Origin of the sequence: Mycobacterium sp. E1386, from assembly GCF_001672745.1 — a bacterium.
Lineage (GTDB): Bacteria > Actinomycetota > Actinomycetes > Mycobacteriales > Mycobacteriaceae > Mycobacterium.
This window is the reverse complement of sequence record NZ_LZKH01000089.1, coordinates 1-19,864: the sequence shown is the minus strand read 5'-3', so window position 1 is coordinate 19,864 and position 19,864 is coordinate 1. Positions and strand designations below refer to the sequence as shown.

At 71.0% G+C, this 19,864-nt stretch carries 16 protein-coding genes and 1 pseudogene; all 17 read left to right on the top strand.

Annotation, left to right across the window (positions count from 1 at the left end):
- Positions 1 to 340, top strand: a 340-nt coding sequence (locus tag A5709_RS10495; RefSeq protein ID WP_068119779.1) for a division/cell wall cluster transcriptional repressor MraZ, incomplete at its 5' end; no start/stop codon positions are given.
- Complete coding sequence (gene rsmH / locus A5709_RS10490) at positions 315 to 1,472, top strand: 16S rRNA (cytosine(1402)-N(4))-methyltransferase RsmH (protein WP_156768009.1); 1,158 nt, start codon at positions 315 to 317, stop codon at positions 1,470 to 1,472. The genes A5709_RS10495 and rsmH, both read left to right, overlap by 26 nt.
- Positions 1,469 to 2,629 carry a hypothetical protein gene (locus tag A5709_RS10485; protein ID WP_068119776.1) on the top strand — a complete coding sequence of 387 codons (1,161 nt, stop codon included), beginning with the start codon at positions 1,469 to 1,471 and terminating at the stop codon, positions 2,627 to 2,629. The genes rsmH and A5709_RS10485 overlap by 4 nt, the downstream gene beginning before the upstream one ends.
- Complete coding sequence (locus A5709_RS10480; RefSeq protein ID WP_068119773.1) at positions 2,626 to 4,686, top strand: penicillin-binding protein 2; 2,061 nt, start codon at positions 2,626 to 2,628, stop codon at positions 4,684 to 4,686. The genes A5709_RS10485 and A5709_RS10480 overlap by 4 nt, the downstream gene beginning before the upstream one ends.
- A 156-nt stretch (positions 4,687 to 4,842) precedes the next feature.
- Positions 4,843 to 6,405 (top strand): UDP-N-acetylmuramoyl-L-alanyl-D-glutamate--2,6-diaminopimelate ligase, encoded by a 1,563-nt coding sequence (locus A5709_RS10475; RefSeq protein ID WP_068119786.1) that lies wholly within the window; start codon positions 4,843 to 4,845, stop codon positions 6,403 to 6,405.
- Positions 6,402 to 7,928 carry a UDP-N-acetylmuramoyl-tripeptide--D-alanyl-D-alanine ligase gene (gene murF, locus A5709_RS10470; RefSeq protein ID WP_068009557.1) on the top strand — a complete coding sequence of 509 codons (1,527 nt, stop codon included), beginning with the start codon at positions 6,402 to 6,404 and terminating at the stop codon, positions 7,926 to 7,928. The genes A5709_RS10475 and murF overlap by 4 nt, the downstream gene beginning before the upstream one ends.
- Positions 7,925 to 9,004, top strand: a complete 1,080-nt coding sequence (gene mraY, locus A5709_RS10465; protein WP_067946726.1) for a phospho-N-acetylmuramoyl-pentapeptide-transferase — start codon at positions 7,925 to 7,927, stop codon at positions 9,002 to 9,004. The genes murF and mraY overlap by 4 nt, the downstream gene beginning before the upstream one ends.
- A 1-nt stretch (position 9,005) precedes the next feature.
- A complete protein-coding gene (gene murD / locus A5709_RS10460; RefSeq protein ID WP_156768010.1) occupies positions 9,006 to 10,463 on the top strand; it encodes a UDP-N-acetylmuramoyl-L-alanine--D-glutamate ligase in 1,458 nt (485 codons plus the stop codon).
- A 6-nt stretch (positions 10,464 to 10,469) separates the two neighbouring features.
- Positions 10,470 to 12,116 (top strand): putative lipid II flippase FtsW, encoded by a 1,647-nt coding sequence (gene ftsW, locus A5709_RS10455; RefSeq protein WP_068009554.1) that lies wholly within the window; start codon positions 10,470 to 10,472, stop codon positions 12,114 to 12,116.
- Positions 12,113 to 13,333, top strand: coding sequence for an undecaprenyldiphospho-muramoylpentapeptide beta-N-acetylglucosaminyltransferase (gene murG / locus A5709_RS10450; RefSeq protein WP_067946722.1), 1,221 nt, complete (start codon positions 12,113 to 12,115; stop codon positions 13,331 to 13,333). Before ftsW ends, murG begins: the two co-directional genes overlap by 4 nt.
- A complete protein-coding gene (gene murC, locus A5709_RS10445) occupies positions 13,330 to 14,790 on the top strand; it encodes a UDP-N-acetylmuramate--L-alanine ligase (protein WP_067946720.1) in 1,461 nt (486 codons plus the stop codon). Before murG ends, murC begins: the two co-directional genes overlap by 4 nt.
- A gap of 32 nt (positions 14,791 to 14,822) precedes the next feature.
- A pseudogene (locus A5709_RS29245) lies at positions 14,823 to 15,600 on the top strand (cell division protein FtsQ/DivIB); the annotation flags it as partial.
- A 381-nt stretch (positions 15,601 to 15,981) separates the two neighbouring features.
- The gene (ftsZ, locus tag A5709_RS10435) at positions 15,982 to 17,133 is read left to right on the top strand and encodes a cell division protein FtsZ (RefSeq protein ID WP_067946718.1); all 1,152 of its coding nucleotides are present in this window, start codon (positions 15,982 to 15,984) and stop codon (positions 17,131 to 17,133) included.
- Between the two features lie 101 nt (positions 17,134 to 17,234).
- A complete protein-coding gene (gene pgeF / locus A5709_RS10430) occupies positions 17,235 to 17,939 on the top strand; it encodes a peptidoglycan editing factor PgeF (protein ID WP_068009552.1) in 705 nt (234 codons plus the stop codon).
- 5 nt (positions 17,940 to 17,944) lie between these two features.
- Entirely contained in the window at positions 17,945 to 18,721 is a 777-nt protein-coding gene (locus A5709_RS10425) for a YggS family pyridoxal phosphate-dependent enzyme (RefSeq protein ID WP_156673207.1), read from the top strand.
- 62 nt (positions 18,722 to 18,783) lie between these two features.
- Positions 18,784 to 19,437 carry a cell division protein SepF gene (locus A5709_RS10420; RefSeq protein WP_067946711.1) on the top strand — a complete coding sequence of 218 codons (654 nt, stop codon included), beginning with the start codon at positions 18,784 to 18,786 and terminating at the stop codon, positions 19,435 to 19,437.
- Between the two features lie 146 nt (positions 19,438 to 19,583).
- Positions 19,584 to 19,864 (top strand): YggT family protein (locus A5709_RS10415; protein ID WP_068119781.1); only part of this gene is annotated, 281 nt, incomplete at its 3' end.

Sequence of the window (19,864 nt, the reverse complement as noted above, 5' to 3'; positions counted from 1 at the left end):
GGTCACCAAGAGCCAGGACCACAGCCTCGCCGTCTACCCGCGGGGCGAATTCGAGCAGCTTGCACGCCGGGCGAGCAAGGCCTCGCGGAGCAACCCCGACGCCCGGGCCTTCCTGCGCAACCTCGCCGCAGGCACCGACGAGCAGCATCCCGACGCGCAGGGGCGCATCACGCTCTCGGCCGACCACCGTCGCTACGCGAACCTGTCCAAGGACTGCGTGGTGATCGGAGCGGTCGATTACCTCGAGATCTGGGACGCGCAAGCCTGGCAGGACTACCAGCAGACCCACGAAGAGAACTTCTCCGCGGCCAGCGATGAAGCACTCGGCGACATCATCTGAGGCGCATGCCCGTGCAACGTGGCCTCTGCCCGAACCGGCCCTGGCGTACTTCCCCAACGCCAGGTTCGTGCCTTCGGACAGAGACCTCGATGCAGGGACATCTCGCCCGAACCGGGGAGGTGTTGCGGTGCTTGACGATTCACCGGACTTCGGACATGTGCCCGTCCTGCTGCACCGCTGCGTCGAACTGCTCACCCCCGCGCTGACCCGTCACGACGCCGACGGTTCGGGCGCGCTCCTTGTCGACGCCACCCTCGGCGCGGGCGGCCACGCCGAACGGTTCCTCACCGACCTGCCGGGCCTGCGGCTGATCGGCCTCGACCGCGATCCCAGCGCCCTGGACATCGCCCGGGCCCGGCTGGCGCGGTTCACCGACCGGATTACGTTGGTGCACAACCGCTACGACGGCCTCGCCGGCGCGCTGGTCGAATCCGGTTACGCCACAGTCGGATCGGTCGACGGGATGCTGTTCGACCTGGGTGTGTCATCCATGCAGCTCGACCGCGCCGAGCGCGGCTTTGCCTACGCCCAGGACGCGCCGCTGGACATGCGGATGGATCCCGAGTCGCCGTTGACGGCGGCCGACATTCTCAACACGTACGACGAAGCGGCGCTGGCGGACATCCTGCACCGCTACGGCGAAGAACGATTCGCGCGCCGGATCGCGGCACAGATCGTGCGCAGGCGCTCCCGCGCCCCCTTCACGTCGACCGCGGAATTGGTAGCCCTGCTCTACCACGCGATCCCGGCCCCGGCCCGGCGCACCGGCGGGCATCCGGCCAAACGGACCTTCCAGGCCCTGCGGATCGCCGTCAACGACGAACTGAACTCGCTGCGCAGCGCGATCCCGGCCGGGTTGGACGCGCTCACCGTCGGCGGACGCATGGTGGTGCTGGCCTACCAATCGCTGGAAGACCGGATCGTCAAACGGTTGTTCGCCGACGCGGTCGCCTCCCGCACTCCGGTGGATCTGCCGGTCGAGCTTCCCGGGCACGAGCCGCGATTCCGATCGCTGACGCACGGCGCCGAGCGTGCGGACGCCGAAGAGGTCGAACGCAATCCGCGCAGCGCCGCAGTCCGACTGCGAGCTGTGCAACGGGTCAAGCAGTCAACCGGAAAGGGCGACGCATGAAAGCAAAGCGCGAGACGCCGAATCGGCGCGGGGGGCGCGACGGTTCCGCCCGGCGGAGCAGGCGTTCGACGGCCGATCCCGGTCCGGCGCGCCGCCCCCGGCCCGGACGCGCCTCCGCGCCCACCCGCGAGACCCGCGCGCCGAAGTCCGGACCGCAGACCAGCCCGGTCGCCCGGCCGGTCGAGCGGCCGGCGCGGCCCAAGAGCACGAGCCAGGCCAAGGCCCGTGCCAAGGCGCGGAAAGCCAAAGCGCCCAAGGTCGTTCGTCCTCGGCTGAGCGAACGCTTGGCGGCCCGGCTGGCCGCGATCGACCTGCGGCCCCGCACCCTGGCGAGCAAGGTTCCGTTTGTCGTCTTGGTCATCGGTGCGCTGGGCCTGGGGCTGGGCCTCACGCTGTGGTTGTCCACGGACTCCGCCGAGCGCTCCTACAAGTTGAGCCACGCCCGCGAGAAGACCCGGCTGCTGCAACAGCAGAAGGAGGCGCTGGAACGCGATGTGCGCGAGGCGGAATCCGCCCCGGCACTGGCGGAGGCGGCCCGCAAACAGGGCATGATCCCGACCCGAGACACCGCGCATCTGGTCCAGGATCCGTCCGGCAACTGGGTGGTGGTCGGCACGCCCAAGCCGGCTGACGGTGTGCCGCCGCCGCCGTTGAACAGCAAGCTCCCCGATCAAGGCCCGCCGCAGCCGCCCGCGCCGCCGGCGCCCGCCGCGGAGGTCCCGGTCCGGTTGCAGCCCGACCCCGGGGCGCCCGCGCCGGCGAGATCCGGGCCCGAGGCGCTGCTGCGCGCCCCGGACGGCTCGTCGACGCTGGGCGGCCAGCACCTGGGACAGGCCGGGCCTGTGCTGCCGGCCGCGCCGGGAGCGCCGGTTGCGCCGGCCACCGGGCAAGTCCCGGCTGTGCTGCCGGCGCCGGGAGTGCCGGTGCCGGGGTTGCCCGCACCGGCGGGGCCCGCGCTCGCTCCGGCACCCGCCGAGGTGTCGATCCCGTTGGGCGGCTTGCCCATTCCGCCGCCCGGGCAGCTGCCCGCGCCGCTACCCGCGGAGGTGCCGGTGCCGGTGCAGCGGGGGGTTACCCCCGTCGCTCCGGTGGCTCCCGTCGTCCCCGCCGCTCCGGTGCTCGGGCCGCAGCCCGCGACGCCAGGTGCGCCCCGGTGAGCCGCGGCGACTCCTCACGCAACCGCCGGTCGCAGCCGACGCGCGGACCCCGCCTGGCGCAGGAAACCAAGGGGGTTCGCCAGCCGAAGCGGCGTGCGAAGCAGCAGGCCGACGACGTCCGGGAGCCGAAGCGGTTCCGGAAAGCCAAGGCGGCCAAGGACGCCAAGAATCCCCGTCCGGCCGACCGGACTGACGCGGTGGCGGCCGGGCACTCGGCGCGGGAGCGGCGCACCCGGCTCGTGCAGGCGGGCACCCGCGGCGCGTCGTTCGTCTTCCGGCATCGGGCCGGGAATGCGGCCATCGGGGCCTTGATCGTGGTGGCCGCGGTCCAGTTGTTCGTCCTGCAGGTGACCAACGCGCCGGCGCTGCGCGCTCAGGCGGCGGGCCAGCTCAAGGTCACCGACGTCGAGAAGGCGGTGCGCGGCAGCATCGTCGACCGCAATAAGGATCAGCTGGCGTTCACCACCGAATCGCGCGCACTGACGTTCCAGCCCAAGAGGATTCGCAAGCAATTGGAGGAGGCCAAGAGCAAGAACTCGGTGGCCCCCGATCCTCAGCAGCGCCTGCGGGATATCGCCAAGGAGGTCTCCACCCGGCTGGGCAACAAGCCGGACTCCGCGACCGTGCTGAAGAAGCTGCAAAGCGACGAGAACTTCGTTTATCTGGCGCGCGCCGTGGATCCGGCCGTCGCCAGCGCGATCTCCGACAAGTATCCGGAGGTCGGTTCGGAGCGACAGGATCTGCGCCAGTATCCGGGCGGGTCGTTGGCGGCCAACATCGTCGGCGGCATCGACTGGGACGGGCACGGGCTGCTGGGCCTGGAGGAGTCCCTGGACTCGGTGCTGTCCGGAACCGACGGCTCGGTCACGTATGACCGGGGATCCGACGGCGTCGTCATCCCCGGCAGCTACCGCAACCGGCACCGGGCGGTCAACGGTTCGATGGTGCAGCTGACCCTCGACGACGACATCCAGTTCTACGTCCAGCAGCAGGTCCAGCAGGCCAAGAATCTCTCTGGCGCGCACAATGTCTCGGCGGTCGTGCTGGACTCGAAGACCGGCGAAGTGCTGGCCATGGCCAACGACAACACCTTTGATCCGTCGCAGGACATCGGGCGTCAGGGGGACAAGCAGCTGGGCAACCTGGCGGTGTCCTCGCCGTTCGAGCCGGGCTCGGTGAACAAGGTCATCACCGCGTCGTCGGTGATCGAGTACGGCCTGTCCAACCCCGACGAGGTGCTGCAGGTGCCCGGGTCGATCCAGATGGGCGGGGTGCCCATCCACGACGCGTGGGACCACGGCGTGATGCCCTACACCACTACCGGCGTGTTCGGAAAGTCCTCCAACGTCGGCACTTTGATGCTCGCTCAGCGCGTCGGCCCGGAACGTTTCTACGACATGGTCCGCAAATTCGGTCTCGGGCAACGCACCAACGTGGGCCTGCCCGGCGAGAGCGCCGGGCTGGTGCCGCCAATCGACCAGTGGTCGGGCAGCACCTTTTCGAACCTACCGATCGGGCAAGGCCTTTCGATGACGCTGTTGCAGATGGCCGGCATGTACCAGACGATCGCCAACGACGGGGTGCGGATACCGCCGCGGATCGTCAAGGCCACCATCGCACCCGACGGCACCCGGACCGAAGAACCGCGTCCCGAAGGCGTGCGGGTGGTCTCGGCGCAGACGGCCCAGACCGTCCGCAACATGCTGCGCGCCGTCGTGCAACGCGACCCGATGGGTTACCAGCAGGGCACCGGACCCGCCGCCGCGGTGACCGGCTACCAGATGGCCGGCAAGACGGGTACCGCGCAGCAGATCAACCCGGCCTGCGGCTGCTATTACGACAACGTCTACTGGATCACTTTCGCCGGCATGGCCACCGTCGACAACCCGCGCTACGTCATCGGCATCATGATGGACAACCCGGATCGCAACGCGGACGGTACGCCGGGCCATTCGGCGGCCCCGCTGTTCCACAACATCGCCGGCTGGCTGATGCAGCGCGAGAACGTCCCGCTCTCGCCCGACCCCGGTCCGCCGCTGACGCTGCAGGCCACCTAGCGGCGATCGCGAGCCCGTCGTCCGTCGATTGTGCGGTGACGGCGTTGGGTGTGCGCTCGAGGCGGAATTCGGGCCCGAATCGCGTCCTCAACGCACACTCGGTTGACGAGCCCACCTGGGTGGCAGGTGCCGCTCGGTAGGGTGTCATGGCCGATCATGAGGACCACGCGCGTGGACGGGAGGTGTGCCGTGCCCACTGATTTGCGCCCCAGCGCCGGCGCTGGCACGCCCCTGCCCGCGCTGGCGGCCCAGGTCGGGGCGGTGCTCGCCGACCGCGGCGCGGCGGTGCCCGACGTGGCCGTCACCGGGGTGACGCTGCGCGGCCAGGACGTGCGGCCCGGCGACCTGTTCGCCGCGCTGCCGGGCGCCTCGACGCACGGGGCCCGCTACGCGGCCGAGGCGATCGAGAAGGGCGCCGTCGCGGTCCTGACCGACGCCGCCGGGGTCGCGGAGATGGGTGCGTCGGCATCGGCCGTCCCGACGCTCGTGCACCCGGCGCCCCGCAGCGTGCTCGGCGCCCTGGCCGCCACGGTGTACGGGCACCCGTCGGAGCGGACGACGGTGGTCGGGATCACCGGAACCTCCGGCAAGACCACCACGACGTATCTGGTCGAATCCGGGTTGCGCGCGGCCGCGCGCACGGCCGGGCTGATCGGCACCGTCGGCATCCGCATCGACGGCGCCGACGTTCCGAGCGCGCTGACCACCCCGGAGGCCCCCGCGCTGCAGGCCATGTTCGCGGCGATGGCCGAGCGCGGCGTCGACACCGTCGTCATGGAGGTGTCCAGCCACGCGCTGGCGCTGGGCCGGGTGGACGGCACCGGGTTCGCGGTGGGCGCTTTCACCAACCTGTCCCGCGACCACCTCGACTTTCACCCCACCATGGCGGACTACTTCGAGGCCAAGGCGAAGCTGTTCGATCCGGCGTCGCCGCTGCGGGCCCGCCGGGTCGTGGTCTGCGTCGACGACGACGCCGGGCGCGCCATGGCCGCCCGCGCCGGTGACGCGATCACCGTCAGCACCGGCGACCAGCCCGCGCACTGGCGCGCCATGGACGTGATCCCGCTGGGTGCCGGAGGGCAGCAGTTCACCGCGATCGATCCCGCCGGCGTGCGCCATCGGGTGGGCATTCGGCTGCCGGGGCATTACAACATCGCCAATTGCCTTGTCGCGCTGGCGATTTTGGATGCGGTGGGCGTGTCACCGGAGCAGGCGGCGCCGGGGCTGCTGGAAACCCGGGTGCCCGGTCGCATGGAAGACATCGACTGCGGCCAGGATTTCCTCGCGCTGGTCGACTACGCCCACAAGCCGGGCGCGCTGCGGGCGGTGCTGACCACCCTGGCGCGACCGGGGCGCCGGCTGGCGGTGGTGTTCGGCGCCGGCGGCGAGCGCGACCCGGGCAAGCGGGCGCCGATGGGCGCGACCGCGGCCGAGCTGGCCGACCTGGTCGTCGTCACCGACGACAACCCGCGCGGCGAGGACCCCGCCGCCATTCGCCGCGAGATCCTGGCCGGGGTGGCCGAGAGCCGCGGTGCGGCCGAGGTGGTCGAGATCGGCGACCGGCGCGCGGCGATCGAACACGCGGTGGCCTGGGCCGGGCCGGGCGACGTGGTCCTGGTGGCGGGCAAAGGCCACGAAACCGGCCAGCGCGCGGCGGGGGAGGTCCGTCCCTTCGACGATCGGGTGGAGCTGGCCCGGGCGCTGAAGGCGCGGCAATGATCGACCTGACCGTCGCGCAGGTCGCCGACATCGTGGGCGGAACGCTGGCCGACATCTCGCCGCAGGCCGCCGCGGGGCTCCGCGTCACCGGCACCGTCGAATTCGACTCGCGCGCCGTCGGTCCCGGCGGGCTGTTCCTCGCGCTGCCGGGGGCCCACGCCGACGGGCACGACTACGCGGGCGCGGCCGCGGCGGCCGGCGCGGTGGCCGTGCTGGCCGCCCGGCCGGTGGGGGTGCCGGCCATCGTGGTGCCTCCGGCGGCGGCCGCCCGCGCCGATGGCGGCCTGGCCGGGGTGCTCGAACACGACACCGACGGCTCGGGCGCGGCGGTGCTGGCCGCGCTGGCCAAGTTGGCCAAGGCGGTGGCCGCGGAGCTGGTCGCCGGCGGCCTGACCATCGTCGGCATCACGGGTTCGTCGGGGAAGACGTCGACCAAAGACCTCGTCAAAGCCGTGCTCGAGCCGCTGGGCGAGGTAATCGCCCCGCCCGGGTCGTTCAACAACGAGCTCGGACATCCCTGGACCGTGTTGCGCGCGACGCGGGACACCGACTACCTGGTCCTCGAGATGTCGGCCCGCCATCCCGGCAATATCGCCGCGCTGGCGGAGATCGCCCCGCCGACGATCGGGGTGGTGCTCAACGTCGGCACCGCCCACTTGGGCGAGTTCGGCTCCCGGGAAGCCATCGCGCGCACCAAATCCGAACTGCCCCAAGCCGTTCCGTCGTCCGGAGTGGTCGTCCTCAACGCCGACGACCCGATCGTGGCGGCGATGGCCGACGTCACCGAGGCGCGGGTGGTGCGGGTCGGCCGGTCCAGCCGCACCGATTCCGGTCCCAGCGACGTCTGGGCCGACGGAGTGTCGCTGGACGAACTGGCCAGGCCCCGCTTTACCCTGCACGCGATGGACAGCGCGGTCGAGGTGCGGCTGGGCGTGTACGGCGACCACCAGGTCGCCAACGCGCTGTGCGCCGCCGCCGTCGCGCTGCAATGCGGCGCCACCGTCGAGCAGGTCGCCGCCGCGCTGTCGCAAGCCGGGCCGGTGTCGCGGCACCGGATGCACGTGACCACCCGCGCGGACGGGGTCACGGTGATCGACGACGCCTACAACGCCAACCCCGACTCGATGCGCGCCGGGCTGCAGGCGCTGGCCTGGATCGCCCACGGCGCCGACGAAAAGCGCAGGAGCTGGGCGGTGCTCGGCGAAATGGCCGAGCTCGGCGACGACGCGGTGGCCGAACACGATCGCATCGGCCGGCTGGCGGTGCGCTTAGATGTGTCTCGACTTGTCGTCGTGGGAAGTGGGAGGTCGATGAGCGCCATGCACCACGGAGCGGTCATGGAGGGCTCGTGGGGAGCTTCCGGTGATCGGGGGGCCGTCAACGTGGCCGACGCCGACGCCGCGCTCGCGTTGCTGCGCGCCGAAGTCCGGCCCGGCGACGTGATCCTGGTCAAGGCCTCCAACGCGGCCGGGCTGGGCGCGCTGGCGGACGCGCTCGTGACCGAGGGCGGGACGGGCGCGTGAGGCAGATCCTGATCGCCGTGGCCGTCGCGCTTGCCGTGTCAATCCTGTTGACCCCCGCGCTGATTCGATTGTTCACCCGGCAAGGCTTCGGCCATCACACCCGCGAGGACGGCCCGCCCAGCCATCACGCCAAGCGCGGCACGCCGTCGATGGGCGGGGTGGCGATCCTGGCCGGCATCTGGGCGGGATACCTCGGGACGCACCTGGCCGGGCTGGCGTTCGACGGCGAGGGCGTTTCCGCGTCGGGCCTGCTGGTGCTGGGCCTGGCGACCGTGCTCGGTGGCGTCGGCTTCCTCGACGACCTGATCAAGGTTCGCCGGTCGCGCAACCTCGGGTTGAACAAGACGACGAAAACCATCGGGCAGGTCGCCGCCGCGGTGCTGTTCGGCGTGCTGGTGTTGCGGTTCCGCAATGGCAGCGGGTTGACACCGGCCAGCTCGGACCTGTCCTACGTGCGCGAAATCGCCACGGTCACTTTGGCTCCGGGGCTGTTCGTGTTGTTCTGCGTGGTCGTCGTCAGCGCCTGGTCCAACGCGGTCAATTTCACCGACGGCCTGGACGGGCTGGCGGCCGGCTGCATGGCGATGGTCACCGCCGCCTACGTGTTGATCACCTTCTGGCAGTACCGCAACGCCTGCGTCACCGCGCCGGGGCTGGGCTGCTACAACGTGCGCGACCCGCTGGACCTGGCGCTCGTCGCGGCCGCCACCGCGGGCGCCTGCATCGGCTTCTTGTGGTGGAACGCCGCTCCCGCAAAGATTTTCATGGGCGACACCGGATCGCTGGCGCTGGGCGGCATCATCGCGGGCCTTTCGGTGACCAGCCGCACCGAGATCCTGGCCGTCGTGCTGGGGTCGCTGTTCGTCGCCGAGGTCACGTCGGTGGTGCTGCAAATCCTGGCGTTTCGCACCACCGGGCGCCGGGTGTTCCGGATGGCGCCGTTCCATCACCATTTCGAGTTGGCCGGCTGGGCCGAAACCACGGTGATCATCCGCTTCTGGCTGCTCACGGCGATCACCTGTGGCCTGGGCGTGGCCCTCTTCTACGGTGAGTGGCTGGGCGCGATCGGTGCCTGACGTGCCCGGGCTCGAGCCCTTGGCGCCGGGCGCACCCGTGCTGGTGGCCGGCGGCGGCGTCACCGGCAAGGCGGTGCTGGCGGCCCTGGCCCGGTTCGGCGCGGCGCCCACCCTGTGCGACGACGACCCGGCCACGTTGCGCCGCTACGCGGAGACCGGCGTGGCGACCGCGACCACGTCGGTGGCCACCCAACGCGTTGCGGAGTACGCCCTGGTGGTCACCAGCCCGGGATTTCGGCCGGACACACCGCTGCTGGTCGCCGCGGCGGCGGCCGGAGTGCCGGTCTGGGGCGACGTGGAATTGGCCTGGCGGCTCGACGCGGCGGGCCAGTACGGGCCGCCGCGGCGCTGGCTGGTGGTGACCGGCACGAACGGCAAGACCACCACGACGTCGATGCTGCACGCGATTTTGACCGCCGCGGGCCGCAGCAGCCTGTTGTGCGGCAATATCGGCGATCCCGTCCTCGATGTCCTGGACGCGCCCGCCGACCTGCTGGCCGTCGAGCTGTCCAGCTTCCAGCTGCACTGGGCGCCCTCGGTACGGCCCGAGGCGGGTGTCGTCCTCAACATCGCCGAAGACCACCTGGATTGGCACTCCACCATGGCCGAGTACACGGCGGCCAAGGCGCGGGTGCTCGACGGCCGGGTGGCGGTCGTGGGGCTCGACGACGCCCGGGCGGCCGCGTTGCTGGACACCGCCGCGGCCCCGGTGCGCGTCGGCTTCCGGCTCGGCGAGCCGGCGGCGGGCGAATTGGGCGTGCGCGACGGCCAACTCATCGACCGCGCCTTCGCCGACGACCTCGCGCTGCTGCCCGTCGAGACGATCCCGGTCCCGGGGCCCGTCGGCATCCTCGATGCGCTTGCCGCGGCGGCGCTGGCGCGCAGCGTCGGTGTGCCGGCCGACGCGATCGCCGAGGCGATCGCGTCGTTCCGGGTGGGCCGGCACCGGGCCGAGGTGGTCGCGGTCGCCGACGGGATCACCTACGTCGACGACTCGAAGGCCACCAACCCGCACGCCGCCGAGGCGTCCGTGCTGGCGTACCCCCGCGTGGTGTGGGTAGCGGGCGGTTTGCTCAAGGGCGCATCGGTGGACGCGGAGGTCGCCAGGATGGCCCCCCGGCTGGTGGGCGCGGTGCTCATCGGCCGAGATCGCGAAGAGGTTGCAGAGGCGTTATCGCGACACGCGCCGGATGTCCCCGTCGTCCAGGTTGTGACAGGCGAGGATGCTGATATGAATGCGACGGCTGTGGCCATTGGTGCAAATGTGACAGAAGTGAAACATTCGGGCGGCGGCCTCGGCACTTCCGTCATGACCGCGGCGGTGGCCGCGGCCCGCGACCTGGCCCGGCCCGGCGACACGGTGTTGCTGGCCCCGGCCGGCGCGTCGTTCGACCAGTTCAGCGGGTATGCCGACCGTGGCGACGCCTTCGCCGCCGCCGTCCGCGCGGCCACCCGGTAGGCGGGCGTGGGTAATCCGCTGGCCCGGCTGAGGCGCCGGGGCAAGGCAACCGAAGCGACCGCCGACACCGCCGCGGCCGAGCCGGGAGAGGCCGACGCCGACGAGGCGACCGGCCCCGTGGACACGGCCAGCACGTCTGAGGCCAAGCCGGCTGCAAAAGCGCAGGCCAAAATCGGCGAGCGCAACCGGTTCGGGGCCTGGCTGAGCCGGCCCATGACCTCGTTCCACCTCATCATCGCGGTGACCGCGCTGCTGACCACGCTTGGTCTGATCATGGTGCTCTCGGCGTCGGGTGTGCGGTCCTACGACGCCGACGGGTCGGCGTGGGTGATCTTCGGCAAGCAGGTGTTGTGGACGGTGATCGGCCTGGTCGCCTGCTACGCCTCGATGCGCATGTCGGTGCGGTTCATCCGCCGCGTCGCCTTCACCGGCTACGTCGTCACGGTCATCCTGTTGGTGCTCGTGCTGGTGCCGGGCATCGGAAACCTGGCCAACGGGTCGCGGAAGTGGTTCGTCATCGCCGGCTTCTCCATGCAGCCGTCCGAGCTGGCCAAGATCGCCTTCGCGATCTGGGGTGCCCATCTGCTGGCGGCCCGCCGGGGGGAGCGGGCGTCGCTGCGCGAAATGCTCATCCCGCTGGTGCCGGCCGCGGTCATCGCGCTGGCGCTGATCGTGGCCCAGCCCGACCTGGGGCAGACGGTGTCGCTGGGCATCATCCTGCTGGCGCTGCTGTGGTACGCCGGCCTGCCGCTGCGCGTCTTCGCCACCTCGCTGCTGGCGGTCTTCATGGCCGGCGCGATCCTGGCCATGTCCGCGGGTTACCGCTCGGACCGGGTGAAGTCCTGGATGAACCCCGAGAACGACCCCATGGACACCGGCTACCAGGCCCGCCAGGCGAAGTTCGCCCTGGCGCACGGCGGCATCTTCGGCGACGGCCTGGGGCAGGGCGTGGCCAAGTGGAACTACCTGCCCAACGCTCACAACGACTTCATCTTCGCGATCATCGGCGAGGAACTGGGCTTCGTCGGCGCGTTCGGCCTGCTGGTCCTGTTCGGGTTGTTCGCCTACACCGGGATGCGCATCGCCCGCCGCTCGGCCGACCCGTTCCTGCGGCTGCTGACCGCCACCACGACGATGTGGGTGCTGGGCCAGGCGTTCATCAACATCGGTTACGTGATCGGGATCCTGCCGGTGACCGGGATTCAGCTGCCCCTCATCTCCGCGGGCGGAACCTCCACGGCGGCAACGCTTTTCATGATCGGGATCATGGCCAACGCGGCCCGTCACGAGCCCGAGGCGGTGGCGGCCCTGCGCGCCGGCCGCGACGACAAGGTGAACCGGTTCCTGCGGCTGCCGCTGCCCCAGCCGTACGCGCCGACCCGGCTGGAGTCGTTCCGCGACCGTAAGCGCGGCGGCAAGCAACCGGCCAAGGGCGCCCCTTCGCGCAACGGCACCCGAAAGGCCGCCCAGGCGCCCGCCCCCAAGCGTTCCCGCAAGGCCTCCGTCAAGGCCCAGGAACCGCTGCGGCCGGCCTTCTCCCGTACAGCCGCCCGGCCGGCCCGCAGGGCGGTGCATCATGGATCTGGCCAGCGATACGCCGGCCAGCGTCAAGCACGGCGCGCTCGCGCATTGGAAGGTCAGCGTTACGGGTGAACGACACGGTCAGCAAGCCGGCCGGCGGGCTGGGGGCAACCCCCCAGCCCGCCGGTGCCGCGTTGTCGGCTCTTAAGCCTTCCAAGCCGCTGTCGGTCGTGCTGGCCGGCGGTGGCACCGCCGGCCACGTGGAGCCCGCGATGGCGGTCGCCGACGCGCTGAGCGCGCTCGACCCGCAGGTGCGCATCACCGCGCTGGGCACCCACCGCGGGCTGGAGACCCGGCTGGTGCCCGAGCGCGGTTACCACCTCGAGCTGATCACGCCGGTGCCGTTGCCGCGCAAGCCCACCGGCGACCTGGCCCGGCTGCCCCCGCGGGTATGGCGCGCGGTCCGGGAGGTCCGGGCCGTGCTCGACGAGGTCGACGCCGACGTCATCATCGGGTTCGGCGGATACGTGGCGCTACCGGCGTACCTCGCCGCCCGCGGGATTCCCCGCGGCCTCGGCCGCAGGCGCCGGGTCCCGGTGTTGATCCACGAGGCCAACGCCAGCGCCGGGCTGGCCAACCGGGTCGGCGCCCGCCGTGCCGACCGGGTGCTCTCCGCGGTGCCCGATTGCGGCCTGCCGCGCGCCGAGGTGGTCGGCATACCGGTGCGGGAGGCCATCACCTCGCTGGACCGCGCCGCCCTGCGCGCCGAGGCGCGCAGGCACTTCGGCTTCGCCGACGACGCGCGGGTGTTGCTGGTGTTCGGCGGCTCGCAGGGTGCCGTGTCGCTGAACCGGGCCGTGTCCGCCGCCGCCGCCGACCTGGCCGCCGCGGGCGTCTCGGTGCTGCACGCGCACGGACCGAAAAACACCCTCGAGCTGCGGCAGAGCCAACCGGGTGACCCGCCGTACGTGGCGGTGCCCTATCTCGACCGGATGGACCTGGCCTACGCCGCCGCCGACCTGGCGATCTGCCGGTCGGGCGCGATGACCGTCGCCGAGGTCTCGGCGGTCGGATTGCCGGCCATCTATGTGCCCCTGCCGATCGGCAACGGCGAGCAGCGGCTCAATGCGCTGCCGGTGGTCAACGCCGGGGGCGGCATGGTGGTCGCCGACGCCGCCTTGACGCCGGAGCTGGTCGCCCGCGAGGTGGCCGGGCTGCTCAACGACCCGCCGCGGTTGGCGGCGATGACGGCGGCCGCCGCGCGCGTGGGGCACCCCGACGCGGCGCGCCAAGTGGCACAGGCGGCGCTGGACATCGCCAGGAAGGCAGCGGCGGGAGGGCGACGGTGAACGCCGAGCAGCTGCCGCCCGAGCTGCAGCGGGTGCACATGGTGGGCATTGGCGGAGCCGGCATGTCGGGCATCGCCCGCATCCTGCTGGACCGCGGCGCGCTGGTATCCGGGTCGGATGCCAAGGAGTCGCGCGGGGTGCACGCGTTGCGGGCCCGGGGCGCGTCGATCCGCATCGGCCACGACGCATCATCGCTCGACCTGCTGCCGGGCGGCCCCACCGCGGTCATCACCACCCACGCCGCCATCCCGAAGACCAACCCCGAGCTCGTCGAAGCCCGACGGCGCGGCATCCCGGTGATCCTGCGGCCCGCTGTGCTGGCCCGGTTGATGGACGGGCGCACGACGCTGATGGTCACCGGCACCCACGGCAAGACCACGACGACGTCGATGTTGATCGTGGCGCTGCAGCACTGCGGACGTGACCCGTCGTTCGCGGTCGGCGGCGAGATGGGGGAGGCCGGCACCAACGCCCATCACGGCAGCGGCGACTGCTTCGTGGCCGAGGCCGACGAAAGCGACGGCTCGCTGCTCGAGTACACGCCCAACGTCGCGGTGGTCACCAACATCGAGGCCGATCACCTGGACTTCTACGGGAGCGCCGACGCCTACGTCGGCGTGTTCGACGCCTTCGTGGAGCGGCTCGCGCCGGGGGGAGCGCTGGTGGTGTGCGTCGACGACCCGGGCGCGGCCGCGCTGGCGGAGCGCACCGCCGAGCTGGGAATTCGGGTGCTGCGCTACGGATCCGCGCCGGAGAAGGACCACGCCGCCACCCTGTTGTCCTGGGAGCAGCAGGGCACCGAGGCGGTCGCGCACGTCCAGCTGGCTGGCGAGAAGTATCCCCGGGTGATGCGGCTTTCGGTGCCCGGACGGCACATGGCGCTCAACGCGTTGGGCGCGCTACTGGCGGCGATCGAGATCGGCGCACCGGTCGACTCGGTGCTCGATGGGCTGGCCGGTTTCGAGGGCGTGCGCCGCCGGTTCGAACTCGTGGGCAACGCCGGTTCGGTGCGGGTCTTCGACGACTACGCCCACCATCCCACCGAGATCAGCGCCACCCTGGCGGCGGTCCGCACGGTCCTCGAGCAGAGCGGCGGTGGTCGCAGCCTGGTGGTTTTCCAGCCCCATTTATATTCGCGCACAAAGGAATTCGCCGCGGAGTTCGGGCGCGCGCTCGATGCGGCCGACGAGGTGTTCGTCCTCGATGTCTACGGCGCGCGCGAGCAACCGCTCGCCGGCGTCAGCGGCGCCAGTGTCGCCGAGCACGTCAGCGCGCCGGTGCGCTACCTGCCCAACTTCTCGGCCGTGGCCGAGCAGGTGGCCGCGGCGGCCGGGCCGGGCGACGTCATCGTCACCATGGGCGCGGGCGACGTGACCTTGCTCGGGCCGGAGATCGTGACCGCGCTGCGGGCGCGGGACAACCGCAGCGCGCCCGGCCGCCCGGGAGTGTTGCGATGACCCAGCCGAACGACGCCGACCGACCGGCGTCGATGCGGGCCGCGGAGCGGTCGGCCGAAGACGCGGGCAATCTGCACGTGGGCGAGCCCGCCGGGGACGACGCCACCGAACCGCTGTTCGTCGGGGGGCCCGGGGCCGAAACCCCGGTCACTCCGGACGAATTCGAGGGACCGCGCCGGCGGGCCCGCCGCGAAAGGGCCGAACGGCGGGCCGCGCAGGAGCGTGCCACCGCCATCGAAGAGGCCCGCCGGGAGGCCAAACGCCGGGTCACCGGCCGCACGGCCGACGAGCCCAAACCCGTCGCGCGGGGCGTGGTCCGTGGCTTGAAGATGCTGTTGGTCACGGTCTTGCTGGTCGTCCTCGGGATCGGGCTTGCGCTCATCCTCTACTTCACGCCCGCGATGTCGGCCCGCAACATCGTCGTGGTCGGCACCGGGGTGGTGACCCGGGAAGAGGTGCTGGACGCGGCGCGGGTGCGCCCGGGGACGCCGCTGCTGCAGATCAACACCAACCAGGTAGCCGACCGGGTGGCGGCGATCCGGCGGGTGGCCAGCGCGCGGGTGCAGCGGCAGTATCCGTCGGCGCTGCGCATCACCATCGTCGAGCGAGTTCCGGTGGCGGTGAAGGACTTTCCCGACGGCCCGCACCTCTTCGACCGTGACGGCGTCGATTTCGCGACCGGTCCGCCGCCGCCGGCGCTGCCGTATCTCGACGTCGCCGACCCGGGCCCGAACGACCCGGCGACCAAGGCCGCGCTGCAGGTGCTGACCGCGCTGCGGCCCGAGGTCGCCGGTCAGGTGGGCCGGGTCGGCGACGTCGAGATACGGCAGCGCCGGCGGCGGCGGACCGGTCGCGAAATCGACGCCGTCACGGTCGAAGAGGTGCGGGCCGTCGGGAAAGTCCTTCACCGCCACCGGAACTCGCTCGACGATGGTGATGCGCAGCGCCGACCTTCCCACGGTGAAGTAACGACGCCGGCTGTGACCGCCGTAACAGAAAAAATTTGCGGGCGGCGCGTCGGCGCGCCTGCGGGGTTAGGGCGCGCCATACCCATACCGTTCTGGTTGCGCGGAACTACTTGACATAACTCTAACTCTATGGTTGAGGTTGAGGGTTTGCCAGGGAGGACCGCGGACGCTCGGGAGGAAACCCGTCGCGCAGAACTGAGCCCACCAGGGAGGAAAACGAATGATGACCCCCCCGCATAACTACCTGGCCGTGATCAAGGTCGTGGGTATCGGTGGCGGCGGCGTCAACGCCGTGAACCGAATGATCGAGCAGGGCCTCAAGGGCGTGGAGTTCATCGCGATCAACACCGACGCGCAGGCGCTGTTGATGAGCGATGCCGACGTCAAGCTCGACGTCGGCCGCGACTCCACCCGCGGGCTGGGCGCCGGCGCGGACCCGGAGGTCGGCCGCAAGGCCGCCGAGGACGCCAAGGATGAGATCGAGGAGCTGCTGCGCGGCGCGGACATGGTGTTCGTCACCGCTGGCGAGGGCGGCGGGACGGGCACCGGCGGCGCGCCGGTCGTGGCCAGCATCGCGCGCAAGCTGGGCGCCTTGACCGTCGGCGTGGTCACCCGGCCGTTCTCGTTCGAGGGCAAGCGGCGCGGCAACCAGGCCGAGAGTGGCATCTCCGCGTTGCGCGAGAGCTGCGACACCCTCATCGTGATCCCCAACGACCGGCTGCTGCAGATGGGCGACGCCGCCGTGTCCTTGATGGATGCGTTCCGCAGCGCGGACGAGGTGCTGCTCAACGGCGTCCAGGGCATCACCGACCTGATCACCACCCCCGGCCTGATCAACGTCGACTTCGCCGACGTCAAGGGCATCATGTCCGGCGCGGGCACCGCCCTGATGGGCATCGGCTCCGCGCGCGGCGAAGGACGCTCGCTCAAGGCGGCCGAGATCGCGATCAACTCACCGCTGCTGGAAGCCTCGATGGAGGGCGCCCACGGCGTGCTGATGTCGATCGCCGGCGGCAGTGACCTGGGCCTGTTCGAGATCAACGAGGCGGCCTCGCTGGTGCAGGACGCCGCCCATCAGGACGCCAACATCATCTTCGGCACGGTCATCGACGATTCGTTGGGTGACGAGGTGCGCGTCACGGTCATCGCGGCGGGTTTCGACGCCGCAGGCGCCGGCCGCAAGCCCGTGGTGGGAGGCACTGCCGCGGAGAAGGGCGGGGCGCACCGGATCGAGTCGGCGAAGGCCGGCAAGCTCACCTCGACGCTGTTCGAACCCGTCGACGCCGTCAGCGTGCCGGTCCACACCAACGGCGCCACGCTGAATATCGGCGGTGACGACGACGACGTCGACGTGCCGCCGTTCATGCGCCGCTGAGAGTCTCGATTCGCTTGCCAGTGCGCGACAAACCGGCCACGAAAGATAGGCGCCGGATGGCGCTGCCCGCTGGCAGGCGGTGCACTCCGGATACTGAAAAGGTGAGCGTGCGCATCCGGCGGGTGACCACCAGCCGCGCGGGCGGTGTCTCGGGACCACCGTTCGACACCTTCAACCTCGGCGACCACGTCGGCGACGATCCGGCTGCCGTCGCCGCCAACCGGAACCGACTGGCCGCCGCCATCGGCCTGGGCCCCGACCGCGTGGTGTGGATGAACCAGGTCCACGGTGATCGGGTCGAGGTGGTCGACGGACCCCGGGATGCCGTCGACGGCACCGACGCGTTGGTGACCAGCACCCCGCGACTGGCGCTGGCCGTGGTGACGGCCGACTGTGTGCCGGTGCTGTTGGGCGACGCGCGCGCCGGGGTGGCCGCGGCGGTGCATGCGGGCCGCGTCGGCGCCCAGCTCGGGGTGGTGGCCCGCACCGTGGAGGCGATGCTGAGGCTGGGCGCGCATGTCGAGGACATCTCGGCCCTGCTGGGCCCGGCGGTCAGCGGGCGCAACTACGAGGTGCCCGCGGCCATGGCCGACGAGGTGGAGGTCGCATTGCCCGGCAGTCGCACCACGACCGCGGTGGGCACTCCCGGGCTCGACCTTCGGGCCGGAATCGCTGGCCAGCTAAAGCAATTGGGCGTCACGGCCATCGATATCGATCCCCGGTGCACCGTGGCCGACCCGACGTTGTTCAGTCACCGCCGGGACGCCCCAACCGGGCGGCTCGCCTCGCTGGTGTGGATGGAGTGACTGCGATGGGGGCGCCGGAGGGTCACAGCGACCGGGAAACGGAATTGACCCACGCATTAGCGGCGGTGCGTTCGCGCCTTGCGGCGGCAGCGGAAGCCGCGGGTCGCAATGTCGGGGAAATCGAACTTCTGCCGATTACCAAATTCTTTCCAGCAACCGATGTCGTGACTTTGTCGCGATTGGGTTGCCGGGCCGTCGGCGAATCGCGGGACCAGGAAGCGTCGGCAAAAGTGAGCGAAGTCACGAAACTTTTGGCGGCTTCGTCGCGGGCGGACGTGCCGCCCCTGCGCTGGCACATGGTGGGCCACATTCAGCGAAACAAAGCCCGGTCGGTTGCCCGCTGGGCGCACACCGCCCACTCGGTGGACAGCTCCCACCTCGTCAGCGCTCTCGATCGGGGCGTTTCGGCGGCCCTGGCCGAGGGCCGCCGCTCCGATCCGATGCGGGTCTACGTTCAGGTCAGCCTCGACGGCGACGAGACGCGGGGCGGCGTCGACATCTCGGCGCCGGGAGCGGTCGACCGATTGTGCGCGCAGGCCGAGGACGCGAAGTGCCTGGAACTGGCGGGTCTGATGGCCATTCCGCCGCTGGGTTCGAGTCCGGACGAGGCCTTCGAACGGCTGCGGACCGAGCACCTGCGCGTCCTGGAATCCCATCCGAACGCCGTCGGCCTGTCCGCCGGAATGTCCGACGATTTCGAAATTGCCGTCAAACACGGATCGACGTGTGTGCGTGTCGGTACCGCGCTATTGGGTCCCCGGCCGCTACCGTCACCGTATTAAGTCACTGTAGTCACATCTTCATCACTGACACCAAGCATCAGGGGCTAGAAGGGGTCAACGCAATGAGCACACTGCACAAAGTCAAGGCCTATTTCGGTATGGCCCCGATGGACGACTACGACGACGAGTATTACGACGACCACGCACCCTCCCGCGGCTTTCCGCGGCCGCGTTTCGACGACGGCTACGGACGCATGGAAGGCCGCTACGAGGGGCGCGACTACGACGACCCGCGCGAGCCCGCCGACTACGCGCCGCCAACCGGATACCGCGGCGGCTACGCGGAAGAGCCACGCTACGGCGCCGTCCACCCCCGCGACTTCGAGCGGCCCGAGATGGGCAGGCCGCGCTTCGGGTCCTGGTTGCGCAACTCCACCCGCGGCGCGCTGGCGATGGACCCGCGCCGGATGGCGATGATGTTCGAAGAGGGCCACCCGCTCTCGAAGATCACCACGCTGCGGCCCAAGGACTACAGCGAGGCCCGCACCATCGGCGAGCGGTTCCGCGACGGCACCCCGGTCATCATGGACCTGGTATCCATGGACAACGCCGACGCGAAGCGGCTGGTCGACTTTGCGGCCGGCTTGGCCTTCGCGTTGCGCGGCTCCTTCGACAAGGTGGCGACCAAGGTGTTCTTGCTCTCGCCCGCGGACGTGGACGTGTCCCCCGAGGAGCGTCGCCGGATCGCCGAAACCGGTTTCTACGCTTACCAATAACCCGCGGTTCAGCGGCGCCGGGTTCGGTGCCGCTTCGACGGCCGGACCGGCTGAGATGTGGCCCGAGGCGGGGAGTCGGTACGCTGGCAGGCGCCGCGAAAGTCCGCGGCGCTTGACATCTCATCGGTAAGGTCGGGGCTCTTCAGTTGGTGCTGTTCTTTCAGATCCTTGGGTTTGCGCTGTTCATCTTCTGGCTGCTGCTCATCGCCCGGGTCGTCGTCGAGTTCATTCGCTCGTTCAGCCGTGACTGGCATCCCACCGGGATCACGGTGGTGATCCTCGAGATCATCATGTCGATCACGGATCCGCCGGTGAAGTTGCTGCGGCGGCTGATCCCACAGCTCACCATCGGGGCGGTCCGTTTCGACTTGTCCATCATGGTGCTGCTGCTGGTCGCGTTCATCGGCATGCAGCTGGCCTTCGGCGC